This is a genomic window from Antiquaquibacter metalliresistens, from assembly GCF_029211225.1.
GTDB lineage: Bacteria > Actinomycetota > Actinomycetes > Actinomycetales > Microbacteriaceae > Rhodoglobus > Rhodoglobus metalliresistens.
Map to the genome: position 1 here is coordinate 143,945 of NZ_JARGEM010000004.1, position 23,156 is coordinate 167,100.

Consider the following 23,156-nt stretch of genomic DNA (forward strand, 5'->3'; position numbering starts at 1 on the left):
GGTGGGGCCAACGCGACGACGTATGTTTCGACGGCGGCGGATGTTGGTAAGTACCTGACGGCTCAGCTCGCCGGGAGCAACTCCTCAGGGTTCGCCCTTTCCGGGGCGGTGAACACGACGGCGGTGACGGGGGCGGCGTCGGCTTCCCCGGCGAATACGGTTGCGCCGACGGTGTCGGGTTCGCCGGTTGTGGGTTCGACGTGGACGTTGAACACGGGCACGTGGACGGGTTCTCCGGCCCCGACGTTCGTGCAGGCGTGGTTGCGGTGCAGTGCGCCGGTGTCGGCTCCATTTACGACGGTGCCGTCGGGGTGCGTGGCGATTGGTGGGGCCAACGCGACGACGTATGTTTCGACGGCGGCGGATGTTGGTAAGTACCTGACGGCTCAGCTCGCCGGGAGCAACTCCTCAGGGTTCGCCCTCGCGGGGGCGGCGGCGTCCATCGCGACGCAGCCGTAACCTCGCCCGATCCGGCCACCGCACGTCGTCCTTTACAATTGGCGTTGGTCCATCGTCAGCACAACGATCATCCACATGCCAACCGGTGAAGCCAGGGGAGAGCGAGTGTCACAGCGGTCGGTTGGGCTGGATGTCATTCGCGCCGCGTGCGTCGCCGGAGTGGTCGCCACTCATTTTTCGCCCTTCTTCTTCCCCGCTGAGGGCATCGGCGCATTGATGCGAAACGGGCTTTCGCTCGGATCGTTCGGGGTCACCGGGTTCTTCCTGTTGAGTGCCTACCTGCTCATGGGCATCCTCCTCAAGGAGGTCGGTACGGGCCAGAAGCAGGTCTGGAAGCGGTATTGGATTCGCCGCTCGCTGCGGATCTGGCCACTGTATTTCCTGGCCATTCTTGTCGTGATAGTTGTTTCGCTGATCACGGCAACGCCAGTTTCGGGACTTCCGTGGCTTGCCACATTCACCTACAACTGGGTTAGTTGGCGCGAGCCCAGCCTATTCCTGAGCCATTTCTGGTCGATGGGTGCGGAGGAGCAGCTGTATGTCCTCATCCCCATCCTCGCTTTCGTTGCCTTCAAATGGCGTTGGCCGATCATTGTCGCCCTGATTGCAATCGCCCCGGTGAGCCGGTTGTTCGTCTCCGAGCACTTCCCGTATCCGGCGGTTTGGAACTTCACGACCTCCCACCTGGACGTCTTTGCGATCGGGATTCTGATCGCGTCCCTTGACTACAACCAGTCGCTGCCATGGTTGCGAGTGCGTGCCGTAATCGCCAGCAGCCGCTGGGTCGCGGGCGGCGTGGGGGTGCTGGCCCTCGTCCTGGCTGGCGCCGCCGTCCTCAACCCACAGTGGGTATTCGGAAGCGCGGCGGCCTCGTGGACTTACCTTGCGGTGGCATTGGTCTGGACCTGGCTTCTGGTGAAGCTCACGCAGCGGCCGCGGACCGAGATTGGGGCGCCTACCCGAGCCGCGGTTTGGATGGGGCAACGCAGTTACGGCATTTACGTCTACCACTGGCCAGCAGCGGTGCTCGGCACCTGGTTGGTCACCTCGACCGCCATACCGGCGCCGCTCGTCGGCGTGGTCCTCATCGCTGTGGTGCTGGCCTTCAGCGAAGTCTCCTTCCGCTGGATCGAGAGCCCGTTCCTCAGGCTGAAGTCCCGCTTCAGCCGGGTCGACGCCCCGATCGCCGAGAAGAGCGCGCCCTAGCGCGAGCGAACGCCCCGCACCGTGATCCCGTACGGATCCACCAGACGGTGCACGATGTCGAGATTCGCCGCGTCGAACCAGCCCTCGACTTCTTCCAAAGTGTGTCGAGTGGCGAGCTGCGGGTGGTACCAGTCGTAGTTGATCGCGGCGTTGGCTTCGAAGTCCAGTTCTGGGCTCCAGAACATCTTCGTGAAGAAGTTGTAGATGAGGCGCTGAACGTCGTAGGTGCCCGCCGGGATGTCGAGCACCGTCACCTCTGGCACCGTGACGTCGACCTTCAAGTCCGAGAGTGCGCGCCCGAGCTCCGTGATCTGCCGCATCGCTGCCATGGCCTCTTCATAGGGGAGGCCCGAGATGCGGTCGCGAACGTAGTCGTCGCTGAACTCGCGAATAGCGGGCTTGATCTTGTAGACGTAGATGGCGATCTCGCCGCCTTCAGCGAGAAGACCGGTCAGGTTCTGGAACGCCGCGGCCGGATCGCCGGTGTGGTGCAGCACTTCTTGGCAGTAGATGAGGTCGAACTCGCCCAGACCCGTCAAGTCGCCAAGCAGGTCCCGCGTCTCGAAGTGCATGTTGGGTGCGCCGGCGAGGTTCTCGGCCGCTACATCCGCAGCTGTCAGGTCGATCCCGACCAACTGGGCGTCGTCTGGCGCATACCGACGAAGCAGCGCTGTCACGCGACCGTTGCCACACCCGGCATCAAGCACGCGCGTGCGCCTGGAGAGCCACGTCTTCAGACCCTCGATGCTCCCGAGGCCGTTTCGGGTGAGGATCCAGTTCTGAATATCGGAGTTCTCAACGGAGGTCGTGTCAAAAGCCAGCTGGCGATTGTTGTGCCACTTCTCGCTGAAGCTCTTGGCGGTCTGCTCTTTGTTGTTGGTGTCTGGATTACTCAAGGTCTCGACTCCGATTCGTGTGGAAAGCCAATAGAAGGGCGTCAGCCGCGCCGCGGCTAACCCAGCCGCCGCTCGACGCCGTCGGCGACCATCCGCTCGGCGATCTCGACCACCCGGGTGCCCTCGGCGAGCGTAACGATGCCCTTCGGCTCGCGGGCGAGCACCGAGTCCCGGAATGCCTCGTGCTCGGCGAGGAGAGGCTCTTTACGGTCGAGAGCGAACCGGGTCATGTCGCCCTCAGAGACCCCGCGGAACACCGCCGCCTGATCCCACGTGTTGCGCACCGTGCCGTTCTCAAAGTGCGTGAGATCAGCGGTGAGGGTATCGGCGACCAGCACACCCTTCTCGCCGGAGATGATCGTGACCCGCTCTTTGAACGGGGTTAGCCAGTTCACGGTGTGCGAGGTGATCGTGCCGCCCGAGAGGGTGCCGACCGCCACGACCATGTCCTCGTGCGGTCGCCCGCTGCGATGCGCTGTGCGGGCGTTGACGGAGACGTAGTCCTGTTGAGCAACCCAGGCGGTGAGGTCGATGTCGTGCGATGCGAGATCTTTGATGACCCCGACATCCGCGATCCTGCCCGGAAACGGTCCCTGACGACGGGTGGCGATCTGGTAGATCTCACCGATGAGGCCGTCTTCGATGCGCTGCCGGGCCGCCTGCAGCGAGGGGTTATATCGCTCGATGTGCCCTACGGCGCCGACGAGCCCCTTCTCGGCGAAGAGGTCGCGCAGCACAGCCGCATGCTCGGCGCTTGAGGCGACCGGCTTCTCGATCAGCGCGTGAACGCCTGCCTCAGCCAGCCGTGTGCCCATCTCGAGGTGATAGATCGTGGGCGCCGCCACGATGGCGTAGTCGAGGTCGAGCTCGAGCAGGTCCTCGAGATCGTGGACCACCGGCTGGTCGTGCACCCGATCCGGAACGTTCGGCGCAGGGTCGAAGACACCGACGAACTCGACGCCCTCCAGGCCAGCCAGCACACGGGCGTGATTGCGGCCCATGACCCCGAGCCCGAGCACACCGGCTCGCAACGTCATCAGGCGCCAGCCTTCGCCACCGCGTTGACCGCGGCGACGATGCGCTCGAGATCAGCCGTGCTGAGCGACGGATGCACCGGGAGCGAGACGACTTCGCGAGCGGCGCGCTCGGTCTCCGGCAGGTCGAGTCCCGGCGCATACGGTGCGAGCGAGGGCAGGCGGTGGTTCGGGATCGGGTAGTACACCCCGCTGCCGACCTGGTACTCCTCGCGCAGTGCCGTGACGAATCCGTCCCGGTCCTCACCGACGCGGATCGTGTACTGGTGGTAGACGTGGCGGGCTCCGTCGGCGACTGGAGGCACAATCACGTTCTCCAGGTTGGCATCGAGGAACGCGGCATTGGATCGGCGAGTCTCGGTCCAGGCGTCGACCTTCGTGAGCTGGACGCGCCCGATCGCGGCGTGGATGTCGGTCATCCGCGCGTTGAAACCGATGATCTCGTTCTCGTACTGCTTCTCCATGCCTTGGTTGCGAAGCAGCCGCACGTTGCGGGCGATCGTGTCGTCGGCACAGGTGACCATTCCACCCTCGCCACTGGTCATGTTCTTGGTCGGGTAGAGGCTGAACATGGCGAACGCACCGAAAGTGCCGACCGGGGCGCCGTTGAGCGAGGCGCCGTGCGCCTGCGCGGCATCCTCATAGAGCGCGACGCCGTGCTTGCTCGCAATCGCGGCGAGCTCGACCATCCTGGCCGGGTGACCGTAGAGGTGCACCGGCATGATTCCCTTGGTGCGCGGAGTGATCGCGGCTTCGACTGCTGCAGGGTCAAGCGTGAAGGTCTTCGGCTCGATGTCGACGAAGACCGGACGAGCGCCCGCGAGCGCCACGGAGTTGCCCGTCGCGGCGAAGGTGAACGATGGCACGATGACCTCATCGCCGGCCCCGACACCCGCTGCCAGGAGGCCGAGGTGGAGCCCGGAAGTGCCGGAGTTGACCGCGACGGTTGGTCGGCCATCCACGAAGTGCGCAGCGAACTCGGATTCGAATGCCGCGACCTCCGGTCCTTGCGCGACCATGCCGCTGCGCAACACACGATCAACGGCCTCACGCTCCTCGTCGCCGATGATCGGTTTTGCCGGGGGGATGAAGTCGTTCACAGGTTCGCCTCTCTTAGAGCGCCGTCGGTCTCCAGGTATCGGTCGCCGGTCTTCGGGCAGATCCACTCGTCGTCGTTACCAGGCTCAAGCGGAAGACCGGCCTTGCCAACCCACCCGACTCGGCGCGCGGGGCTGCCGACGACGAGCGCGAAGTCCGGCACGTCCTTGACGACGACCGAGCCCGAGCCCACGAGCGCCCAGCGACCGATCGTGACGGGGGCCACGCACGTCGCGCTCGCGCCGATCGACGCGCCCTCGCGGATCTCGACGCCGACGGGGTGCCAATCGTCAGCGGACTTCGGCGTTCCGTCGGCATTGATGGCACGAGGGAAGTGGTCGTTGGTGAGCACCACGGCGGGGCCGATGAAGACCCCGTTCGCAAGGCTGGCGGGTTCGTAGACGAGGGCGTAGTTCTGGATCTTGCAGTTGTCGCCGACCTCGACGCCGGTGCCGACGTAGGCGCCACGGCCAACGATCACGTTCTCGCCGAGCTTCGCGTGCTCACGCACCTGCGCGTAGTGCCAAACCCTCGCGCTCGCCGCGATCTCGGCGCTCGCGGCAACGTCAGCGGTCGAATGCACGCGGGAGGGGTTGCTCATAGGTGACTCCAGGGATTGAGGCGGACGCCAGCGTCCATCGTAGTAGTTGTCTCAGAGAGCCCCACTCATGATCCCGAATGGCCAATAGTGTGGTGCGTATGGCACATCACGGTTCGGCTCGCACTTGGCGGTGACGCCCAGTACTGCGGGTGCGAGCCTGCCGAAGCGGGTGCTCGCCTTCGCCGGGCTGCCCTTCCTGTCACTCGTCACTCCCTTTCTCTTCCTCCCATTGCTCGCTCGCGTTGCGGGGCCCGATGCGTGGCTCGCAATCGCCGTCGGACAGTCGGTCGGCGCCTTCGGAGCGCTATTCGTCGCACTCGGCTACAACACGGTCGGTCCTACGATGGTTGCCCTCGCCGCGGCTGCGGAGCGGCGGGAGCTGCTGATCGTGAGCGTTCGCGCACGCACCACGATCCTCATACCAGCGGGAGTGCTCGCCGTCGCCATCGCGGTGCTCGTTGCGCCGGCATCCCACCGACTTGAGGCGGGCCTCATGAGCCTCGCGATGGTGCTGACGGGCCTCTCATCGTCGTGGTTCATGATCGGTTTGGGGCGGGCCGGGCTCATCGTTCTGTACGAGATCTTGCCGAGGATTGTGGCGACGCTCATCGCTGCCGCGGTGCTCGTGTTGCTCGGCGAAGTGATCTGGTACCCCATCCTGCTGGTGCTGGCCGCACTCGTGAGCGTGATTGGGTTCCTGTTGCGAACGGTGCCGATGCGCGAGCTGGTGCGCGCCGACCCGGGCACCGTGCGCAGGGTGTTGCTGGCCAACCGAAGCGCGCTCGTAACTGAGGTCGCGGCGGGCGCGTACAACTCCCTCGCGGTGACATTCGTCAGTCTCACCGCGTCTGTCGCCCAGGCCGCCAGCTACGTCTCAGGTGACAAGCTCTACAGAATCGGGCAGTACTCGGTCTCGGCGCTCGGCAACGCCCTGCAACCATGGGTCGTCGAGGAAGACCGGCGCGAGTTCGCGCATCGTGTGCGTCGCGCCCTGGTCCTCCATCTCAGCTTGGGCTTGGCCGGGTTGTTGGGGTTCGCCTTCCTCGGGTCATGGTTGTCAGGGTGGTTGTTCGGCGCTGCGGTGGCGATCAACGAGACCACAGCGCTCGGGTTCGGGGTCGCGACGCTCGGTATCGCGCTCGGCACTGCGCTCGGACGCGTCACCCTCGTCGCACTCGGCGCTCGAAGAGAGTTCATGACGAGCGTGCTGCTGGGAGCGGGGATAGGGGTGCCGGCCATCCTCCTCCTCGCCGCCCAGTTCGGTTCCGCGGGCGGCGCCTGGGGGCTCGCGCTCGGCGAGGCCGTGTCGGTCACATGCCAGGCGATCTTCGTGTTGCGCCGTTGGCCCCGCGCTGTCCCTGCGCCGCGCGTCGAGTAGCGTTGAGGCACCCGCCTCGCGCTGAAACGGGATCGCCTGTGGGCGACGACAGATGAAGGAAACCATGCCCCGCGCCCTCATCACCGGCATCACCGGCCAGGACGGCCTGTACCTGTCCGAGTTGCTCCTGTCGAAGGGCTACGAGGTCTACGGCCTCATGCGCGGCCAGAACAACCCGAAGCTCGCGCTGCTCGAGGAGCTCGTCCCCGACGTCAAGGTGCTCACCGGCGACCTCACCGACCTCTCGAGCCTCATCCGGGCGCTCGCCGTCGCGCAGCCCGACGAGTTCTACAACCTGGGCGCCATCTCATTCGTCGCCTACTCGTGGGAGAACGCGCACCTCACCACCGAGGTCACGGGCACGGGCGTGCTCAACGCGCTCGAGGCCGTTCGGTTGCACTCGGATGCCACGGGCCGCGAGGTGCGGTTCTACCAGGCATCCAGCTCGGAGATGTTCGGCAAGGTGCAGTCCGTGCCGCAGAACGAGGACACGCTGCTCTGGCCGCGTTCGCCCTACGGCGTCGCGAAGGTCTACGGCCACTACATGACGATCAACTACCGCGAGTCCTATGGCATGCACGCCTCGTCCGGCGTGCTGTTCAACCACGAGTCGCCCAGGCGCGGGCCGGAGTTCGTCACGCGCAAGGTCTCGCAGGCGGTCGCGCGCATCTCGCTCGGCCTGCAGGACTCGCTCGTGCTCGGCAACCTCGACGCGCAGCGCGACTGGGGCTTCGCAGGGGACTACGTCGAGGCGATGTGGCTCATGCTGCAGCAGCCCGAGGCCGACGACTATGTGATCTCCACCGGCGAGACCCACTCCATCCGTGATCTGCTGGATGCCGCGTTCGCCGCGGTCGGCATCACCGACTGGTCGGGCTACGTCAAGCAGGACCCGCGCTTCATGCGTCCTGCGGAGGTCGACCTGCTCGTCGGTGACTCGGCCAAGGCCCGCGAGCGACTCGGCTGGCAGCCGAAGGTCGGCTTCGCCGAACTCGTCGCGATGATGGTGGATGCCGACGTCGCCGAGCAGAAGCTCCTCGCCGACCGGGCATGATGCGCGCACTCGTCACCGGCGTCACGGGCCAGGACGGCAGCTATCTCGCGGAGGCGCTCGTGAGCGCCGGGCAGGAGGTGCACGGCGTCGTTCGCGACATCGGCGAGACGGTGACCGCGGGGGTGCAACCGCACCGGGTGGACTTCGCCGAGGAGGGCGGCCTTGCGGCCGTGGTGTCGGAGGTGCGACCGGACGTGATCTACAACCTGGCGGCGGTGAGCTCCGTGTTCCGCTCCTGGGAGGAGCCGACCGTCACCGCGCGGGTGAACGCCCTGGCGGTGGCCGAGCTGCTCGCGGCGGCGCGGTCGCTCGGCGAGGGCATCCGGTTCGTGCAGGCCTCGAGCGCCGAGATATTCGGCTCGCCCGAGACGGCACCGCAGAACGAGTCCACGCCGGTGCGGCCGACATCGCCGTATGGCGCTGCGAAGGCGTACGCGCACGGTCTCGTCGGTGTCTATCGCGGTGCGGGCATGCACGCGAGCTCCGTCATCCTCTACAACCACGAGTCACCGAGGCGACCCGAGACCTTCGTCACCCGCAAGATCACCGCCGCTGCCGCCCGCATCTCGCGCGGGCTGCAGGATCGCCTCGCACTCGGCAATCTCGCGGCGCGACGGGACTGGGGTTGGGCCCCCGACTACGTCGAGGCGCTGCAGCTCGCGGCCGGTGCCGATGCACCCGGTGACTACGTGATCGCCACCGGTGTCGCCCACTCGGTGGAGGACTTCGTCGCGCTGGCGTTCGCCCGCGCAGGCATCGCCGATTGGCGGGCGTACGTGGACGTGGACGACACGCTGCTGCGCGCCGGAGACGCTCCCGAGCAGCGCGGCGACGCGGCGAAGGCCCGGCGGGTGCTCGGCTGGCGCCCGAGCCACGACTTCGAGCAGATCGTCAGCGCCATGGTCGACGCCGACCTGGCGCGGCTGGATGCCCCGAGCTAACGCCCGCGCGGAAGGTCGGTGCTCTGCGTCGCCATCCACGCCGACCGCCAGCTCATCGTCTGGGCCGCGCGCGTGATGCAGACCACGAGGGTCAGCCATCCGAAGTCGACGAGCACGGAGCTCTCGGCCAGGGAGGTGACCAGCAGCGCGACCATCACGAGCGCCGGCCACAGGTAGGACACGGTCTTGCGGCGGGTGGCGACGAGCCACGATCGGACGAAGCCCAGGCCGACCAGCACGATGAAGGCGAACAGGCCGACCAGCCCGGCCTGGAACACGACGTCCACGTAGGCGTTGAGGGCCGATCCGTGCAGGCCCTCGGTCACGCCGAGGCCGGCATACGGAGTCTGATCCGCGCGCCAGATGCCCACCCAGCCCCAGCCCTCGAGCTGGTGGAAGGGGATGAGCGCGCCCAGGGAACGCCAGAGCTCGAGACGCGACTCGACCTCCGTCGCAGCGCTCAGCACCCGCACGATCCCCTGGCGGCTGGCGAACACGACGATGATCGCGACCACGGCGACGGCAGCGACGGCGATGTCCCAGAAGCGCCGCCGGGAATCCGGCACGGTGCGCAGCGCCAGGATCACGCCGGTCGCGATCGCGACAGCGAGAGCGGTGCCGATCGCCACGGGGGATCCGGTCAGCAGCAGGGTCGCCGTCGCACCGATGAGCGAGAACACGCCGAGCATGGTGGGGATCGACCGGGTGTTCGTCTCGATCGCGAAGGTGATCAGCGCGATGACGGCGATCAGGCCGAGTTGATTGCGGTTGCCGGCGAGTCCCTGGATCGGCCCCCCGGCGGCCAGGTCGCCATCGATGCCGAGCCATTCGATCGGCTGGTCGATGAGGAGCCCTGCGAAGATCTCGAGGGCGAGTGAGATCGCGAGGTACCCGCGCAGCACGTCGCCGAAGTCCCGGATCACCTGGATGAGGTCGCGCACCAGCGCGACGTAGACCGCGAGGAACGCCACGGCCACCTGGTGGGCGACTCCGCCGAGGGCGGACCACTGCTGCGCCGTCCAGAGGATCGTCAGGCCGCACCACCCGACGAACACCAGGAGCGAGACCGGCAGCAGGCCACGCCATTCGAGCGTGCCGCGGCGGGCGAACAGGCTCGCCCCGGCGAGCAGGACGAGCACCACGAGCGCGGCACCGTAGCCCGGCCAGCCGATCAGACGTCGCACCGGATCCGCGGCGATCGTCGCGGTGATGATGGTGAACGACAGTGCCGAAGACAGGCGAGGGTCCGCGAGGAACGACTCGAGCGCCGCTCGAGTGCCGCTGCGGGGTGTCAGATCCATCGGCCCTACGCTAGCGGGGCGGGCCGGGAATGCGCCCTTGGTACCGTGGTGGCATGTTCCTGCCGATCGCTAATACCCCCCGCGACTACGCCTGGGGCGCCGACGGGGCGATCTCCGCGCTGCTCGGTGCCGAGGCATCCGGTCGCACCGAGGCCGAGCTGTGGCTCGGAACCCATCCGGGTTCGCCCAGCCGGATCGTCGGTTCCGAGGGCACGCTGCTGGAGGCCGTGGGCGGTCTGCCGTTCCTGCTCAAGGTGCTCGCCGCCGGATCGCCCCTCTCGCTGCAGGCGCACCCGACGATGGCCCAGGCGCAGGCGGGCTTCGCGCGCGAGGAGGCGGCGGGCATCCCCGTGGATGCGCCGCACCGCAACTACCGGGACGCGTTCCACAAGCCGGAGCTCATCTACGCGCTGAGCGAGCGCTTCGAGGCGCTCAGCGGGTTCCGCCCCGCCGCGGAGACCCGCGCGAGCCTCGAACGGCTGCTCGAACGCCGGGGGCCGTCGGCGCCCATCCAGGCATGGATCGATCGGCTCAGCGGCGACGACGCGATCCGCGACACCTTCGCCTGGCTCATCACGCGCGGCGAGGGCGTCGACGAGCTGGTGTCGGCGCTCGTCGAACTCGCGGATGACGCGACCGCCGCCATGACCACCGTGCGCGAGCTCGCGGTCGCCTACCCCGGCGACCCCGGTATCGCCATCTCGCTCATGCTGCACCGGGTGACCCTCGAGCGCGGACAGGCGCTGTACCTGCGCGCGGGGAACATCCACGCCTATCTCTCGGGGGTGGGCATCGAGCTCATGGCCTCCTCCGACAACGTGCTGCGCGGCGGCCTGACGCCCAAGCACGTCGACGTGCCCGAACTGCTCGAGGTGCTCGATTTCCGGCCGGTGCCGGTGCCCTACCTGGAGCCCGCGCGACCGCAGCCCGGGGTGGCCGTCTTCGCCCCCGACGTGCCCGATTTCGAGCTCGTCGTGATCGAGGGGGATGCCGTGGTGCCCCTGACCGGGCCGGCGATCGCGCTGTGCGTGCAGGGCTCGTTCGCCCTCGCCGGCGAGCGTGAAGCTGCCGAACTGGCGCGGGGGGATGCCACCTACGTCAGCGCGGACGAGGCCGAACTCGCCGTGCGCGGCAGCGGCCTGCTCTTCGTCGCGACGACCGGCTAGCCGGCCTCGCGCGCTCCGAACGCGCGGCGGTAGGCCAGGGGAGAGACCTGCAGCACCTTCACGAAGTGGTGCCGCATGACGGCGGCGGAGCCGAACCCGGTCTGCTGGGCGATGGTCTCGAGCGGCAGATCGGACTCCTCCAGCAGGTGCTGTGCGCGCAGGATCCGCTGCCGGTTGAGCCAGGCCGCCGGGGTGGTGCCCATCTCGGCGCGGAAGCGTCGCGCGAAGGTGCGACTGGACATGAGCGCCTTGCGGGCGAGCTGGTCGATGGTGAGGTCTTCGGCGAGGTTCTCGAGCATCCATTCGGCCACGGCGGCGAAGGAGTCGCTCGTGGCCTCGGCGACGGGGCTGTTGATGTACTGCGACTGGCCGCCGTCGCGCTGCGGGGGTACGACCATGCGACGCGCGACGACGTTCGTCGCCGCGGCGCCGTGCTCCTTGCGCACGATGTGCAGGGCGGCGTCGATGCCCGCGGCGGTGCCCGCGGAGGTCACGACCTTGCCGTCCTCGACGAACAGCACGTCGGGGTCGACCGTGGTGCGCGGATACCACTCGGCGAGCTTGTCGGTGTGCATCCAGTGCGTCGTGGCCCGCCTGCCGTCGAGGATGCCTGACTGCGCCAGCGCGAACGCTCCACTGCAGACGCTGAGCACCCAGGCCCCCCGGGCCTCGGCAGCGCGGATCACCTCGAGGTAGCGCTCGTCGACGGGCCCGATGCCGTGGGCGGGGACCGCCACCAGGTCGGCATCGGCGGCGCCTTCGAGGCCGCGGGTGATGTCCATGGTGAAGCCGAGGCTCGTGCGCACCGGGCCGGGGTCCGCGGTGACGATGGCGAGTTCGAAGCTCGGGCCGCCCGTCTCGCTGCGGTCGATGCCGAACACCTCGCAGATGACGCCGAACTCGAAGGGCGCGAGCCCTGGGATCGCGAGCAGGGCGACCTTGCGCAGCATCCGTACTCCTTGGCAGTAATCGACCGAAGGATGTCAATACTGCCACTCGTGGCAAGAATTCGCAATCCGTAGCGTTTCTGCCATGACTGGTGCAGGCTTCCTCCTCACGGCGCTCGTGGTGCTCGCCGTACTCGCGATCCTCGGGACGATGCGCGTGACGGTGCGCGACGGGTTTCGTCGCGTGCCGCGGCGCTGAGGAGTCCGGCTAGCGGGTGCTCGGGACTTCGAGCACCTTCGTCTTGGTCGCGATGAGCACGAGGAAGGCCCAGCCGTACTCGGTGATGAGCCTACTTTCGGCCACGCTCTGCACCAGGAGCACGACGATGATCGCCAGTGGGAGCAGGGCCCAGGCGGTGTACGACCCCGCGGGCGCACGACCGAACTGTGGGCGGTCGATGGCGAAGGTCCAGGAACGGATCGCGGCAGACAGCACGAGGGCCGCGAAGACGACGACGCCGAGGATGCCCAACTGCAGCCACACGTCGAGCCAGACATCGTGCGCCTGAAGCTGGCGCACCCCGTTGCGGAACGCGAGATTCTCGAACGGCTCCGCCCAGGGCACCCAGTAGCCCACCCAACCCCAGCCGAAGGCGGGGCGCTGGGCGGCGAGCTCGATCACCTTCTCCCAGATGCCGACGCGCCCGGTGAAGTCGGCGCTCTTGCCGAGCACGCCCAGCAGCGACGACCGGAAGACGATCGCGAGTGCGGCACCGACCGCGATCACGGCCGCGATGGTGCCGTAGGCGATGCGCCGTCGCCGGGGGGTGTCGGCACGCCTCACGACGATTGCGGCGAGCACGGCGACCGCCGCCGCCGCGAGGGCGAGTGTGACCGTGGCCGATCGGGTCAGCAGCAGCGTCACACCGGCGAGGGCGAGCCAGAGCACGGTCCACGAGCGCCGCGTCGACCGATCGGCGAGCTGGATCGCGAACACGATCACGCCCAGGGCCGCGAGCATCCCGAGATGGTTGGCGTTGCCCACGATGCCCTGGATGCGACCCTCGTCGAACACCTCGAAGAGCTCGTTGCGCGACCAGTACAGCATCTTCGGGAGCTTCTCGTAGTCCGAGTAGTCCACCCCCGGCTGGATGAACAGCGGAAGGATCGGGCGCCGCAGCACGAGGGCGACGAACAGTTCGAAGACGATCGACGCCCCGAGCACGATGCGCAGCAGGGTGCCGAGCCCACGCACGAACTCCTGCCAGCGGTAGCCGACGGCGAGCCAGAGCGCTGCCACGGTCACCAGCCAGGTGCTGAGCAGACCGAGGGCCGTCGCGGCCGGGTAGAAGGACCACGCCAGCGATGCCGTGGCGAGCACCAGGAACACCAGCAGCGGGTAGGGAAGCGCTCCGATGCGCCACCGGTCGCGGTGCGCCACGAGCATCAGCACCGAGAATGCGGCGGCGATCACGGCGAGCACCCCGTACACCCACCAGCCGGCCGCATAGCGCCAGGCGTCTCCGGCCAGCAGCAGGCTGAGCAGGAGCACCAGGAACACCGATCGAACCCGCGGGCTGTCGAGGAGTCGCATCACGCAAGGCTATGCGCTCGCGCTAACGTGGTGCTATGACCTGGCTCGTCACCGGCGGTGCCGGTTACATCGGGGCGCACGTGGTGCGTGCGCTCGCGGCATCCGATCTCGACCCCGTCGTGCTCGACGACCTGTCGAGTGGCCATGAGGACTTCGTGCCCACGGGGGTGCCGTTCGTTCGTGGCTCGATCCTCGACGGCGACCTGCTGCTGCGCACGATGGAGCGGCACGACGTGGACGGGGTCATCCACGTGGCGGGATTCAAGTACGCCGGCGTCTCCGTGCGCGAGCCCCTGCACACCTATCGTCAGAACGTCACGGGCACGGCGACCCTGCTCGCGGCGATGGAGGAGCGGGATGTCTCGGCCATCGTGTTCTCCTCCAGCGCCGCCGTCTACGGCACCCCCGACACGGAGCTCGTGACCGAGCAGACCCCGCGCCGGCCGCAGTCGCCCTACGGCGAATCGAAGCTCATCGGTGAATGGCTGCTCGCCGATCAGGCGGTCGCGCGCGGATTGCGGCACACCTCGCTGCGCTACTTCAACGTGGTCGGATCCGGCGACGAGTCGCTCTACGACTCGAGCCCGCACAACCTCTTTCCGCTCGTGTTCACTGCACTGGTCGAGGGTCGCACCCCGCGGATCAACGGCGACGACTACCCGACGCCCGACGGTACGAACGTGCGCGACTACATCCACGTCTCCGACCTCGCCCTCGCGCACGTCGCGGCGGCCCGGCGGCTCGCGGCGGGGGAGCCACTCGAGCCCGCCTACAACCTCGGCAGCGGCTCGGGCAGTTCGGTCGGAGAGATCATGACGACGATCTCGGCGGTGACGGGCATCCCGTTCACCCCGGAGATCGCGCCCCGCAGGCCTGGTGACCCGGCGCGCATCGTGGCGACCGGCGAGCTCGCCGCGCGCGACCTGGACTGGGCGATGCGGCACGACCTGCAGTCGATGGTCTCCTCGCAATGGACCGCAACACGCCGTGCGCTCCAACCCTGAACGAGCGGTCGAGGCATTTATGATCTGCGACTTGACTCCGAGGTAACTACACGGGTGTAATTATCCCTAACGCGGCGGGCCGGTGGGCCGACGCGGAGGGGAGAGACTGATGGCGAACACGGGATACCGCTCGGGGGTGCCGGACGACTGGTTCGTCGACCCCGTCCGCCTCGGCGTACCCGGGGTGCGCAAGCCGCTCCTCGACGAGGACGAGAATCCGCTCGCCTGGCAGACCGACTCGCTGTGCGCCCAGACCGATCCGGAGGCGTTCTTCCCCGAGAAGGGCGGCTCGACGCGCGACGCGAAGAAGATCTGCGCATCCTGCGAGGTCAAGGCGCAGTGCCTCGAGTACGCACTCGCCAACGACGAGCGGTTCGGCATCTGGGGCGGCCTGTCCGAGCGCGAGCGTCGTAAGCTGCGCAAGCGCGCCTAGCAAGCTTCGCGCGACCCGCGCGTCACCGCGGGGCCCGGGTGCGGCCCGCATAGTCTCGAACGTGACATGCAGCCGACCGTCACCGCGGTGCTGGTCGCCCGAAACGGGGCGAAGTACCTGCCGAGAACCCTCGCCGCACTCGCGGCGCAGACTCGGCGACCCGATCGGGTGATCCCGGTCGATGCCGGTTCGTCGGATGCCACGGCCCGTCTGCTCTCCGAGGCCTTCCCCGCGCGACTCGTGTCGACTCCTGGGCGGCGCACGTTCGGCGCCGCGGTCTCCGCGGCCCTCCAATCGGAGCCGGCGCCCGAGTCGCCCGACGACTGGCTCTGGTTGCTCGGTCATGACAACGCGCCCGCGCCGGACGCGCTCGCGACCATGCTGGGAGCGGTCGAGATCGCGCCGTCCGTCGCGGTCGCAGGTCCCAAGCTCATGCGCTGGGACGACGCCGCGGTCATCGCGAGTTTCGGTGAGACGGTCACCACCCTCGGTCGATCCGTCGAACTCGTCTCCGGAGAACTCGATCAGGCCCAGCACGACTCCCGCAGCGACATCCTCGCGGTCGCCGCGGGCGGCATGCTCGTGCGCCGCCGGGTCTGGACGGCGCTCGGCGGATTCGATCCGGCTCTGCCGAGCGTGGATGCCGCACTCGACTTCTGCGTCCGCGCCCGTCTCGCCGGCCATCGCGTCGTGGGTGTCGCCGGCGCGCGGGTCGCCAGCGCCGGTCCGCCCGAGCTGTTCGGACGGCGCTCGGTCTCCGCCGGCGCACAGAACCGCATCCGGCGGGCGGCGCAGCTGCACCGGCGCCTGGTCTGGGCCAAGCCCGCGGCCGTGCCGCTGCACTGGCTCACGCTCGTGCCGCTCGCGGTGCTGCGCTCCCTCGGTCACCTCGTCGCGAAGCGCCCCGGCTGGGTGGGTGGCGAGCTCGCTGCCGGACTCGCGGCGGCCTTCGACACAGGCGTCGCACCCGCACGTCGAACCCTGCGTCGCAATCGGCAGTTCAGCTGGGCGGCCGTCGATCCGCTCCGGATGCGATGGGCCGAGGTGCGCGAGCGTCGCGCGGCCGAGCGTGCGGCCCTGGCTCCCGCCGCCCGGCCGCGGGAGCGGGTCGGATTCTTCCTCGGCGGCGGTGCCTGGGTGGTGCTCGTCATGGCGATCGTCGGCGTGGTGTCCTTCGGAAGGTTCGTCGGCGCGGATGCCATCGCCGGCGGCGGGCTGCTGCCGTTGAGCGCAACCGTCGGTGAGTTGTGGAGTCACGTCGGCGTCGGCTGGCATGACATCGGGGCCGGATTCTTCGGCGCGGCGGACCCCTTCGCCGCGCTGCTCGCGGTGCTCGGCACCCTCGCGTTCTGGGCGCCGTCGTTCTCCGTCGTGCTGCTCTACCTGGTGGCGATGCCCCTGGCGGCACTCGCCGCCTGGTGGTGCGCGGCGAGGTTCGCCCGCGGCGCGTGGGGTCCGGCGATCGCCGCCCTCGGGTGGGCGCTCGCACCGCCCTTCCTCGCATCGCTCGACACCGGTCACCTCGGCGCGGTGATCGCGCACGTGCTGCTGCCCACGCTCGTGCTCGCCGTGGTGAACGCCGCCCGCAGCTGGTCGATGTCCGCGGTCGCCGCCCTGCTCTTCGCCGCCGTCGCGGCCTCCGCGCCGTCGATCGTGCCGGCGCTCGTCGTCGGGATCGTGGCCTGGGCCGTTGTGAACCCGCGGGGCGCGCTTCGGGTGCTCGGCATCCCGCTGCCCGCCGCCGCGCTCTTCGCCCCGCTCGTCATCGAGCAACTGGCACGCGGCAACTGGCTCGCCCTGTTCGCCGACCCGGGACTTCCCGTCGTGACGACCGCGCCGTCGGCCCTGCACCTCGCGGTCGGCGGCGGGCTCGCCGGATGGGATGGCCTGCTGTCCTCGCTCGGACTGGACACCGTCGCCGCGCCGATCGTCGTGGTGGTGCTGCTCGCGCCGTTCGCGGTGCTCGCCGTGCTCGGGGCGTTCCTTCCGGGGGCGGCGCGCGGCATCCCCGCCCTCGTCGTGGCACTCCTGGGCTTCGTGACCGCCGTCACCGCCTCGCACATCGAAGTCACGATCGTCGGAGCGGCGACCACGCCGATCTGGCCCGGAGCCGGCCTCAGCCTGTACTGGCTGGGACTACTCGGCGCCGCCGCCGCCTCCCTCGACGCGTTGCGGCGGGCGGCCACCGTGCCCGCGCTCGTGGCGACGCTGGGGCTCGTGCTGCTCGCCGTGCCCGGGATCACCGCCGCGGCGTCCGGAGCGACCGCGACGGCACCCAGCAACGGACGTCTGCTGCCGGCGTTCGCGGCCGCCGAGGCGGCGGCACGGCCCGGTCTGGGCACCCTGCAGCTGACCGCGCAGCCCGAGGGCGGCGCGGCCGTGGCGCTGCACCGCGGTCAGGGCACCACCCTCGACGAGCAATCGACGCTCGCCGCCACGGACACGCGCCTCGATGATGCCGAGGCCCGATTGGCCGTGCTCGCCGGCAATCTCGCGTCGCGCTCCGGGTTCGAGATCACCGGCGAGCTCGATGACCTCCAGATCGCCTTCGTGCTGTTGACGAACGGTGACGGCGCCGACCAGCAGCGCATCGCCGAGGCGCTCGACGGCAATCGCAACCTGACGCCGATCGGTGCCACGGCATCCGGCACGCTGTGGTACTACTCGGCGCTCGCCGAGGGCGACGCGCCCTCCGGGCCGGGACCGGCCTCGACCACGCTCGGGGTGGGGGTGCTCGTGGCGCAGGGGATCGTGTTCGGCTTCACACTGCTGCTCGCGATCCCGACGACGCGTCGGCGACGCGTGCGCTCGGCCAAGGCCGACGCGGAATCCGGCACCGAGGAGACGGCGGGGGAGAGCCGATGAGCGATCCTCTGGAGCCTCGGGGCGAGAGCGTCGACGCGGACGAGCTGTTCCCCGAGCAGGACCTGCCCGAAGCGCGCGTCAAGCGGCAGGTGACCGCGCGGGGCGCCGCGATCGCGGGGGCGCGCGTGGTTGCCGGACTCGTCGGACTCGGCGTGGCGGCGCTCACGATCGGGGGCGCCGCCCTCATCCCGTTCCCGACCGTGCGTTCCACGCCGCCGAGTCAGCTGATCGAACCGGTGCCGACCGCCCAGCAGCTCGTCTGCCCCGGTGCCGTGCTGCGGCTGGCCGACGAGGCTGGCGAGGGTGCGACGACGTCGTCCGCCCTCGGCGCACCGACGATCTCCTCCGACGCGAGCACCGGCACGGTGGATTCGAGCGCCTTCAGCCAGTCGGATGCCGCGACCGGCGGCACCCGCGAGGCCCCGACCCTCATCAGCACCCCGCCGTCGGCCTCGGGCGATGCGGAACCGCCGCTCCTGAGCGGAGCGCAGGCGCAACTCGTCGCCGAGGGCGAGTACGTCGGCCTGGCCGCCGCCTCGTGCCAGGTCGCGAGCGGCGAGGCATGGTTGGTGGGCGGGTCCACGACGGTGGGCCGCACGACGCTGCTGACGCTCAGCAATCCCACCGAGGTGCCCGCGACGGTCGATCTCACGCTGTACGGGGAGTCCGGCCAGATCAGCGCGCCCGGCACCAGCGGCATCGTCGTCGCGCCACGCGGCCAGCGGGTGCTCTCGCTTGCCGGTTTCCGACCGGATGTGCTCTCGCCGGTGGTCCGGGTCGCGAGCCGCGGCGGGCTCGTGGTCGCCGATCTCCAGCAGTCGCTCGTGCGCGGGCTGCTGCCCGGCGGCGTCGACATCGTCGGACCGACGGCGCCCTCGACCGAGAACGTGATCCCCGGCGTGGTCATCGCCGACCCCGCGGCGGTGCAGCCGCTGCTCGGCGGCGGTGCCGCGTTCGAGGATGTGCGCACGGTGCTGCGACTGTTCGCCCCGGGCGAGGAGGGCACCGAGGCGACGGTGCGGGTCATCCCGGAAGGCGGCACCGAGACGGGCAACTCGTTCCAGTTCTCGCTCGAAGCGGGCCGGGTCGCGGAGGTGCCGCTCGACGAGCTCGCATCGGGCAGCTACACCGTGCGGGTGGAGACCGCGGTGCCGGTCGTGGCTGCGGTGCGGGTGACGGCCGCCGCTGGTGAGAGCACCGACTTCGCCTGGGCGACCGCAGCTCCCGTGCTGACCGGGAGTGCGCAGGTGACGGTCGCCGACGGACCTGGCCCGCTGCTGCACCTGCACAACCCTGCGGCGGAGCTCGTCACGGTGCTGGTGGGCGACGTGCCCGTGGAAGTGCCGGGCGGCGGCTCCGCGACGGTGCCGGTCGAGGGTGGTCGGAGCATCCTGCTCACCGGCTTCGAGCGCCTGTACGCGGCCGTGAGCTTCGTGGACGCAGGCATGATCGCCCACTACACGGTGCCACCGCCCGGTGTCTCCTCTGGGCCGATCGTGATCTACCCCTGAGCCGGCCGACCGGCTGACGACGGCAGCGTTCAGAGGTGACGGAACCGCTCCGGGGCGAGATCCCAGGGGTCCTTGCCGAGCAGCTCGGCGACGGCACGGAAGACGCAGCTCTCCACCAGCATCCTGCGGTGCAGGTCGTCATGGCGGTGCAGTCTGGCCAGTCGCTCGATGGTCAACCGGTACAGGATGACCCGCCGCTGTGCGGCGAGCACTCGCCACCGCTCCACGATGCGCGCGTCGACCGGCTCGGCAGGCAGCCCCGCGATCTCGAACCTCACGTCCGCGAGCTCCTCGGGCCAGAGCTCCTTGAGATACTCCGCTGTGGATGCCACCGTCATCTCGAAGAAGTCCTCGCGGCTGCGCAGCACCGGCAGATGCGGCCCCGCGACGGACGAGCGGATGCCGCGCCCGTGACGGTCCCGCCAGCCCGGCCGCACCGATGCCGACGCCGATCGTCTCCCGCTACGCGCCACCTCACGATCCTAACGGCGAGGCTGCGCGGTGGCGCCGCGATCGGGTCGTAGGCTCGCCATCGTGACCGGTCGAGTGTGCAGCAAGGTCGCCTGCAGCCAGGAGGCGAGCGCGACGCTCACCTACGTCTACGCGGACTCGATGGCGGTGCTCGGCCCGCTCAGCCTCGTCGCCGAACCGCACTCCTACGACCTCTGCGATCGCCACTCCCAGTCGTTGTCGGCACCGCAGGGTTGGCAGATCGTGCGGCATGTAGTTTTAGGGCATGAGTTCAGCTAGCCCCATCGACCTCGCACCGTTCATCAAGGCATACGACGTCCGCGGACTGGTCGGTTCGCAGCTGACCGATGAGGTCGTGCGCGCACTGGGCGCGGCGTTCGCCGACGAGGTCGGCGCTGCGGGTCGGGACCTCATCGTCGGCCATGACATGCGCGACTCCTCGCCCCGCTTCGCCGACGCCTTCACCGGTGGGGCCACCGCCCGCGGGGCGAACGTCGTCTCGATCGGGCTGTGCTCGACGGACGAGACGTACTACGCATCCGGTCGGTACGACGCGCCGGCCGCCATGTTCACCGCCAGTCACAATCCCGCCACCTACAACGGCATCAAGTTCAGCCGAGCGGGCGCCCAGGGCATCAGCTTCGAGACCGGGCTCAAGGCCATTCGGGATCGGGCGCAGGCGTACCTGAGCACGGGCATCCCGGAGGTCGAGACGCCGGGCACGCCGCGCGAGCTCGACGTGCTCGCCGAGTACGCCGCCTACCTGCGGGAGCTCGTCGACCTGACTGGCATCCGTCCGATCCGCGTCGTCGTCGATGCGGGCAACGGCATGGGCGGCATGACCGTGCCCGCGGTGCTCGGCACGGCGGCGGGCCTGCCCTCGCTGCCGATCGAGATCATCCCGATGTACTTCGAACTCGACGGCACCTTCCCCAACCACGAGGCCAACCCGCTCGAGCCGGCGAACCTCGTCGACCTGCAGAAGGCGGTCGTGGAGCACGGTGCCGATCTCGGCCTCGCGTTCGACGGCGATGCCGACCGGTGCTTCGTCATCGACGAGCTCGGCGCTCCGGTCGGCCCGAGCGCGGTCGCGGCCATCGTCGCGCTCCGCGAGATCCAGCGGGTGCGGGCGACGCAGCCGGAGGGCGACATCGTGGTCATCCACAACCTGATCACCTCGCGCATCGTTCCCGAGACGATCGAGAAGGCGGGTGCCATCCCCGTGCGCACCAACGTGGGCCACTCGCTCATCAAGGATCGGATGGCCGAGACCGGCGCGATCTTCGGTGGCGAGCACTCCGCGCACTACTACTTCCGCGACTTCTGGGGCGCCGACAACGGCATGCTGGCCGCGATGCACCTGCTCGCGGAGTTCGGCGCGCAGCCCGGCGCGCTGTCCGCGCTCGCGGCCGAGTACATGCCCTACGCGCTCAGCGGCGAGATCAACTCGACCGTCACCGACGTGCCCGCGGCGTACACCCGCATCGTGGAGGCGTTCGCCCCGATCGCCGATTTCGACGAGCTCGACGGACTCACCGTCACCGGCCGCGTGGCCCCCGGCCAGCCGTTCTGGTGGTTCAACGTGCGTCCGTCGAACACCGAGCCGCTGCTGCGGCTGAACGTGGAGGCGGGGACGCAGGCGGAGATGGCGCGGATCCGCGACGAGGCTCTCGCGCTCATCCGCGCTTAACGTCGCCAGAGGCTGCGAGAATAGTGGCATGACTTCAGCCACGAGCACCGCCCTGCCCTTCAAGGTCGCCGACCTCTCACTCGCAGCGTCGGGTCGACACCAGATCCGACTGGCCGAGCACGAGATGCCGGGGCTCATGGCGCTTCGCGAAGAATTCGGTGCGAGCCAGCCCCTGAAGGGCGCCCGAATCGCCGGCTCGCTGCACATGACCACGCAAACCGCCGTGCTCATCGAGACCCTCGTCGCGCTCGGCGCCCAGGTGCGCTGGGCCAGCTGCAACATCTTCTCGACGCAGGATGACGCCGCCGCCGCGATCGCGGTCGGTCCGACCGGAACCCCCGACGCCCCCGCCGGCGTCCCCGTGTTCGCCTGGAAGGGCGAGACGCTGGAGGAGTACTGGTGGTGCACCGAGCAGATCTTCGACTGGTCTGCGGAGGGCTTCGACGGCCCCAACATGATCCTTGACGACGGCGGGGATGCCACGCTGCTCGTGCACAAAGGCCGCGAGTTCGAGCTCGCCAAGGCCGTGCCCCCGACGCCCGCCGACGCGAGCCACGAGTACGGCGTCATCCTCGACGTGCTCCGCCGCTCGCTGGCCGCCTCACCGGACCGCTGGACTCGCGTCGCCGCCGAGATCAAGGGTGTCACCGAGGAGACCACCACCGGTGTGCACCGCCTCTACGAGTTCGCGAAGAACGGTGAGCTGCTGTTCCCCGCGATCAATGTCAACGACTCGGTGACGAAGTCGAAGTTCGACAACAAGTACGGCATCCGGCACTCGCTGCCCGACGGCATCAACCGCGCCACCGACGTGCTCATCGGCGGCAAGGTCGCCTTCGTCGCCGGCTACGGAGACGTAGGCAAGGGCGCCGCCGAGGCGCTTCGGGGCCAGGGCGCGCGCGTGATCGTGTCCGAGATCGACCCCATCAACGCGCTGCAGGCGGCGATGGACGGTTACCAGGTCACGACGATCGAGAGTGTGCTCGGCGACGTGGACATCTGGGTGACCGGCACCGGCAACGAGAACGTCATCACCGTCGAGCACCTGCTGGGCATGAAGCACCTCGCGATCGTCGCGAACGTCGGGCACTTCGACAACGAGATCGACATCGCCGGTCTCGAGGCGCTGCCGGGTGCGGTGAAGGTGGAGATCAAGCCGCAGGTGCACGAATGGCGTCTGCCCTCGGGCAAGAGTGTGCTCGTGCTCAGCGAGGGGCGGCTCATGAACCTCGGCAACGCGACCGGGCATCCCTCGTTCGTGATGAGCAACTCGTTCTCGAACCAGGTGCTCGCGCAGATCGAACTGTGGGCGAACAATGCGGATGGCCGCTACGAGAAGACCGTGTACGTGCTGCCCAAGCTCCTCGACGAGAAGGTCGCCCGCCTGCACCTCGACGCGCTCGGTGTGCGCCTGACGACCCTCAGCCCGGAGCAGGCCGCCTACATCGGCGTGCCGGTGGAGGGGCCGTACAAGGTCGACCACTACCGCTACTAGTCCCACCGGTCGCGGCTGGAGCTACGACCTGGGGGACGGAGTCGTGCGGCCCTCCCCGGCGTCACAGCTCCC

21 protein-coding genes are annotated in these 23,156 nt (G+C 69.1%); 12 read left to right on the forward strand and 9 right to left on the reverse strand.

All coding sequences use genetic code 11. The features are described 5' to 3' along the window. Nucleotides 1-62: 62 nt before the first annotated feature. Nucleotides 63-221 carry a hypothetical protein gene (locus PYV02_RS08735; RefSeq protein ID WP_275758212.1) on the reverse strand — a complete coding sequence of 53 codons (159 nt, stop codon included), beginning with the start codon at nucleotides 219-221 and terminating at the stop codon, nucleotides 63-65. A gap of 313 nt (nucleotides 222-534) precedes the next feature. Here PYV02_RS08735 and PYV02_RS08740 point away from each other — a divergent pair, with 313 nt between their 5' ends. After that, complete coding sequence (locus tag PYV02_RS08740; protein ID WP_275758214.1) at nucleotides 535-1,665, forward strand: acyltransferase family protein; 1,131 nt, start codon at nucleotides 535-537, stop codon at nucleotides 1,663-1,665. Here PYV02_RS08740 and PYV02_RS08745 read toward each other — a convergent pair. Genes PYV02_RS08745 through PYV02_RS08760 form a run of 4 tightly spaced genes read right to left on the reverse strand, consistent with a single transcriptional unit; the run spans nucleotide 1,662 to nucleotide 5,294 of the window. Continuing rightward, nucleotides 1,662-2,561, reverse strand: a complete 900-nt coding sequence (locus tag PYV02_RS08745; RefSeq protein ID WP_275758216.1) for a class I SAM-dependent methyltransferase — start codon at nucleotides 2,559-2,561, stop codon at nucleotides 1,662-1,664. The genes PYV02_RS08740 and PYV02_RS08745 overlap by 4 nt on opposite strands. Nucleotides 2,562-2,617: 56 nt before the next feature. Further along, nucleotides 2,618-3,601, reverse strand: a complete 984-nt coding sequence (locus tag PYV02_RS08750) for a Gfo/Idh/MocA family protein (RefSeq protein WP_275758706.1) — start codon at nucleotides 3,599-3,601, stop codon at nucleotides 2,618-2,620. Continuing rightward, complete coding sequence (locus PYV02_RS08755; RefSeq protein WP_275758218.1) at nucleotides 3,598-4,695, reverse strand: DegT/DnrJ/EryC1/StrS family aminotransferase; 1,098 nt, start codon at nucleotides 4,693-4,695, stop codon at nucleotides 3,598-3,600. Before PYV02_RS08755 ends, PYV02_RS08750 begins: the two co-directional genes overlap by 4 nt. Continuing rightward, nucleotides 4,692-5,294, reverse strand: a complete 603-nt coding sequence (locus tag PYV02_RS08760; protein WP_275758220.1) for an acyltransferase — start codon at nucleotides 5,292-5,294, stop codon at nucleotides 4,692-4,694. The genes PYV02_RS08755 and PYV02_RS08760 overlap by 4 nt, the downstream gene beginning before the upstream one ends. Before the next feature lie 130 nt (nucleotides 5,295-5,424). Between PYV02_RS08760 and PYV02_RS08765 the strand changes: the two genes are divergently transcribed. The 3 genes from PYV02_RS08765 (at nucleotide 5,425) to PYV02_RS08775 (ending at nucleotide 8,667) form a co-directional block, all read left to right on the forward strand. Then, complete coding sequence (locus PYV02_RS08765) at nucleotides 5,425-6,672, forward strand: MATE family efflux transporter (RefSeq protein ID WP_275758222.1); 1,248 nt, start codon at nucleotides 5,425-5,427, stop codon at nucleotides 6,670-6,672. Between the two features lie 64 nt (nucleotides 6,673-6,736). Next, nucleotides 6,737-7,726, forward strand: coding sequence for a GDP-mannose 4,6-dehydratase (locus PYV02_RS08770; RefSeq protein WP_275758224.1), 990 nt, complete (start codon nucleotides 6,737-6,739; stop codon nucleotides 7,724-7,726). Next, nucleotides 7,723-8,667, forward strand: a complete 945-nt coding sequence (locus tag PYV02_RS08775; RefSeq protein ID WP_275758226.1) for a GDP-mannose 4,6-dehydratase — start codon at nucleotides 7,723-7,725, stop codon at nucleotides 8,665-8,667. The genes PYV02_RS08770 and PYV02_RS08775 overlap by 4 nt, the downstream gene beginning before the upstream one ends. Here PYV02_RS08775 and PYV02_RS08780 read toward each other — a convergent pair. After that, nucleotides 8,664-9,968: an O-antigen ligase family protein gene (locus tag PYV02_RS08780; RefSeq protein WP_275758228.1), complete on the reverse strand. Its 1,305-nt coding sequence runs from the start codon at nucleotides 9,966-9,968 to the stop codon at nucleotides 8,664-8,666. The genes PYV02_RS08775 and PYV02_RS08780 overlap by 4 nt on opposite strands. Nucleotides 9,969-10,021: 53 nt before the next feature. Here PYV02_RS08780 and manA point away from each other — a divergent pair, with 53 nt between their 5' ends. Then, nucleotides 10,022-11,134, forward strand: a complete 1,113-nt coding sequence (gene manA, locus PYV02_RS08785) for a mannose-6-phosphate isomerase, class I (RefSeq protein ID WP_275758230.1) — start codon at nucleotides 10,022-10,024, stop codon at nucleotides 11,132-11,134. On the opposite strand, the gene PYV02_RS08790 is transcribed toward manA, so the two are convergent. Together PYV02_RS08790 and PYV02_RS08795 are read right to left on the reverse strand one after the other, a co-directional pair. After that, nucleotides 11,131-12,084 carry a GlxA family transcriptional regulator gene (locus tag PYV02_RS08790; RefSeq protein WP_275758232.1) on the reverse strand — a complete coding sequence of 318 codons (954 nt, stop codon included), beginning with the start codon at nucleotides 12,082-12,084 and terminating at the stop codon, nucleotides 11,131-11,133. The two genes, manA and PYV02_RS08790, sit on opposite strands and share 4 nt — an antisense overlap. 205 nt (nucleotides 12,085-12,289) lie before the next feature. Then, nucleotides 12,290-13,615: an O-antigen ligase family protein gene (locus tag PYV02_RS08795; protein ID WP_275758233.1), complete on the reverse strand. Its 1,326-nt coding sequence runs from the start codon at nucleotides 13,613-13,615 to the stop codon at nucleotides 12,290-12,292. A gap of 35 nt (nucleotides 13,616-13,650) precedes the next feature. On the opposite strand from PYV02_RS08795, the gene galE reads away from it, so the two are divergent. The 4 genes from galE to PYV02_RS08815 all read left to right on the forward strand — a co-directional run bounded on the left by galE (nucleotide 13,651) and on the right by PYV02_RS08815 (nucleotide 19,428). Beyond that, nucleotides 13,651-14,619: a UDP-glucose 4-epimerase GalE gene (gene galE / locus PYV02_RS08800; RefSeq protein ID WP_275758235.1), complete on the forward strand. Its 969-nt coding sequence runs from the start codon at nucleotides 13,651-13,653 to the stop codon at nucleotides 14,617-14,619. Nucleotides 14,620-14,728: 109 nt separating this feature from the next. Beyond that, the gene (locus tag PYV02_RS08805; protein WP_275758237.1) at nucleotides 14,729-15,052 is read left to right on the forward strand and encodes a WhiB family transcriptional regulator; all 324 of its coding nucleotides are present in this window, start codon (nucleotides 14,729-14,731) and stop codon (nucleotides 15,050-15,052) included. Nucleotides 15,053-15,118: 66 nt separating this feature from the next. After that, nucleotides 15,119-17,917, forward strand: coding sequence for a glycosyltransferase family 2 protein (locus PYV02_RS08810; protein ID WP_275758239.1), 2,799 nt, complete (start codon nucleotides 15,119-15,121; stop codon nucleotides 17,915-17,917). Further along, on the forward strand, nucleotides 17,914-19,428 hold the full coding sequence (locus tag PYV02_RS08815; protein ID WP_275758241.1) for a DUF5719 family protein: 1,515 nt from the start codon (nucleotides 17,914-17,916) through the stop codon (nucleotides 19,426-19,428). Before PYV02_RS08810 ends, PYV02_RS08815 begins: the two co-directional genes overlap by 4 nt. A gap of 29 nt (nucleotides 19,429-19,457) precedes the next feature. Here the strand turns inward: PYV02_RS08815 and PYV02_RS08820 are convergent, their stop codons facing one another. After that, nucleotides 19,458-19,901, reverse strand: a complete 444-nt coding sequence (locus PYV02_RS08820; RefSeq protein WP_275758242.1) for a metallopeptidase family protein — start codon at nucleotides 19,899-19,901, stop codon at nucleotides 19,458-19,460. A 61-nt stretch (nucleotides 19,902-19,962) separates the two neighbouring features. Between PYV02_RS08820 and PYV02_RS08825 the strand changes: the two genes are divergently transcribed. Genes PYV02_RS08825 through ahcY form a run of 3 tightly spaced genes read left to right on the forward strand, consistent with a single transcriptional unit; the run spans nucleotide 19,963 to nucleotide 23,084 of the window. Continuing rightward, nucleotides 19,963-20,178: a DUF3499 family protein gene (locus PYV02_RS08825; RefSeq protein WP_275758244.1), complete on the forward strand. Its 216-nt coding sequence runs from the start codon at nucleotides 19,963-19,965 to the stop codon at nucleotides 20,176-20,178. Then, complete coding sequence (locus PYV02_RS08830) at nucleotides 20,165-21,589, forward strand: phosphomannomutase/phosphoglucomutase (RefSeq protein WP_275758246.1); 1,425 nt, start codon at nucleotides 20,165-20,167, stop codon at nucleotides 21,587-21,589. The genes PYV02_RS08825 and PYV02_RS08830 overlap by 14 nt, the downstream gene beginning before the upstream one ends. Before the next feature lie 28 nt (nucleotides 21,590-21,617). After that, nucleotides 21,618-23,084, forward strand: a complete 1,467-nt coding sequence (gene ahcY, locus PYV02_RS08835) for an adenosylhomocysteinase (RefSeq protein ID WP_275758248.1) — start codon at nucleotides 21,618-21,620, stop codon at nucleotides 23,082-23,084. Nucleotides 23,085-23,156 lie beyond the last annotated feature (72 nt).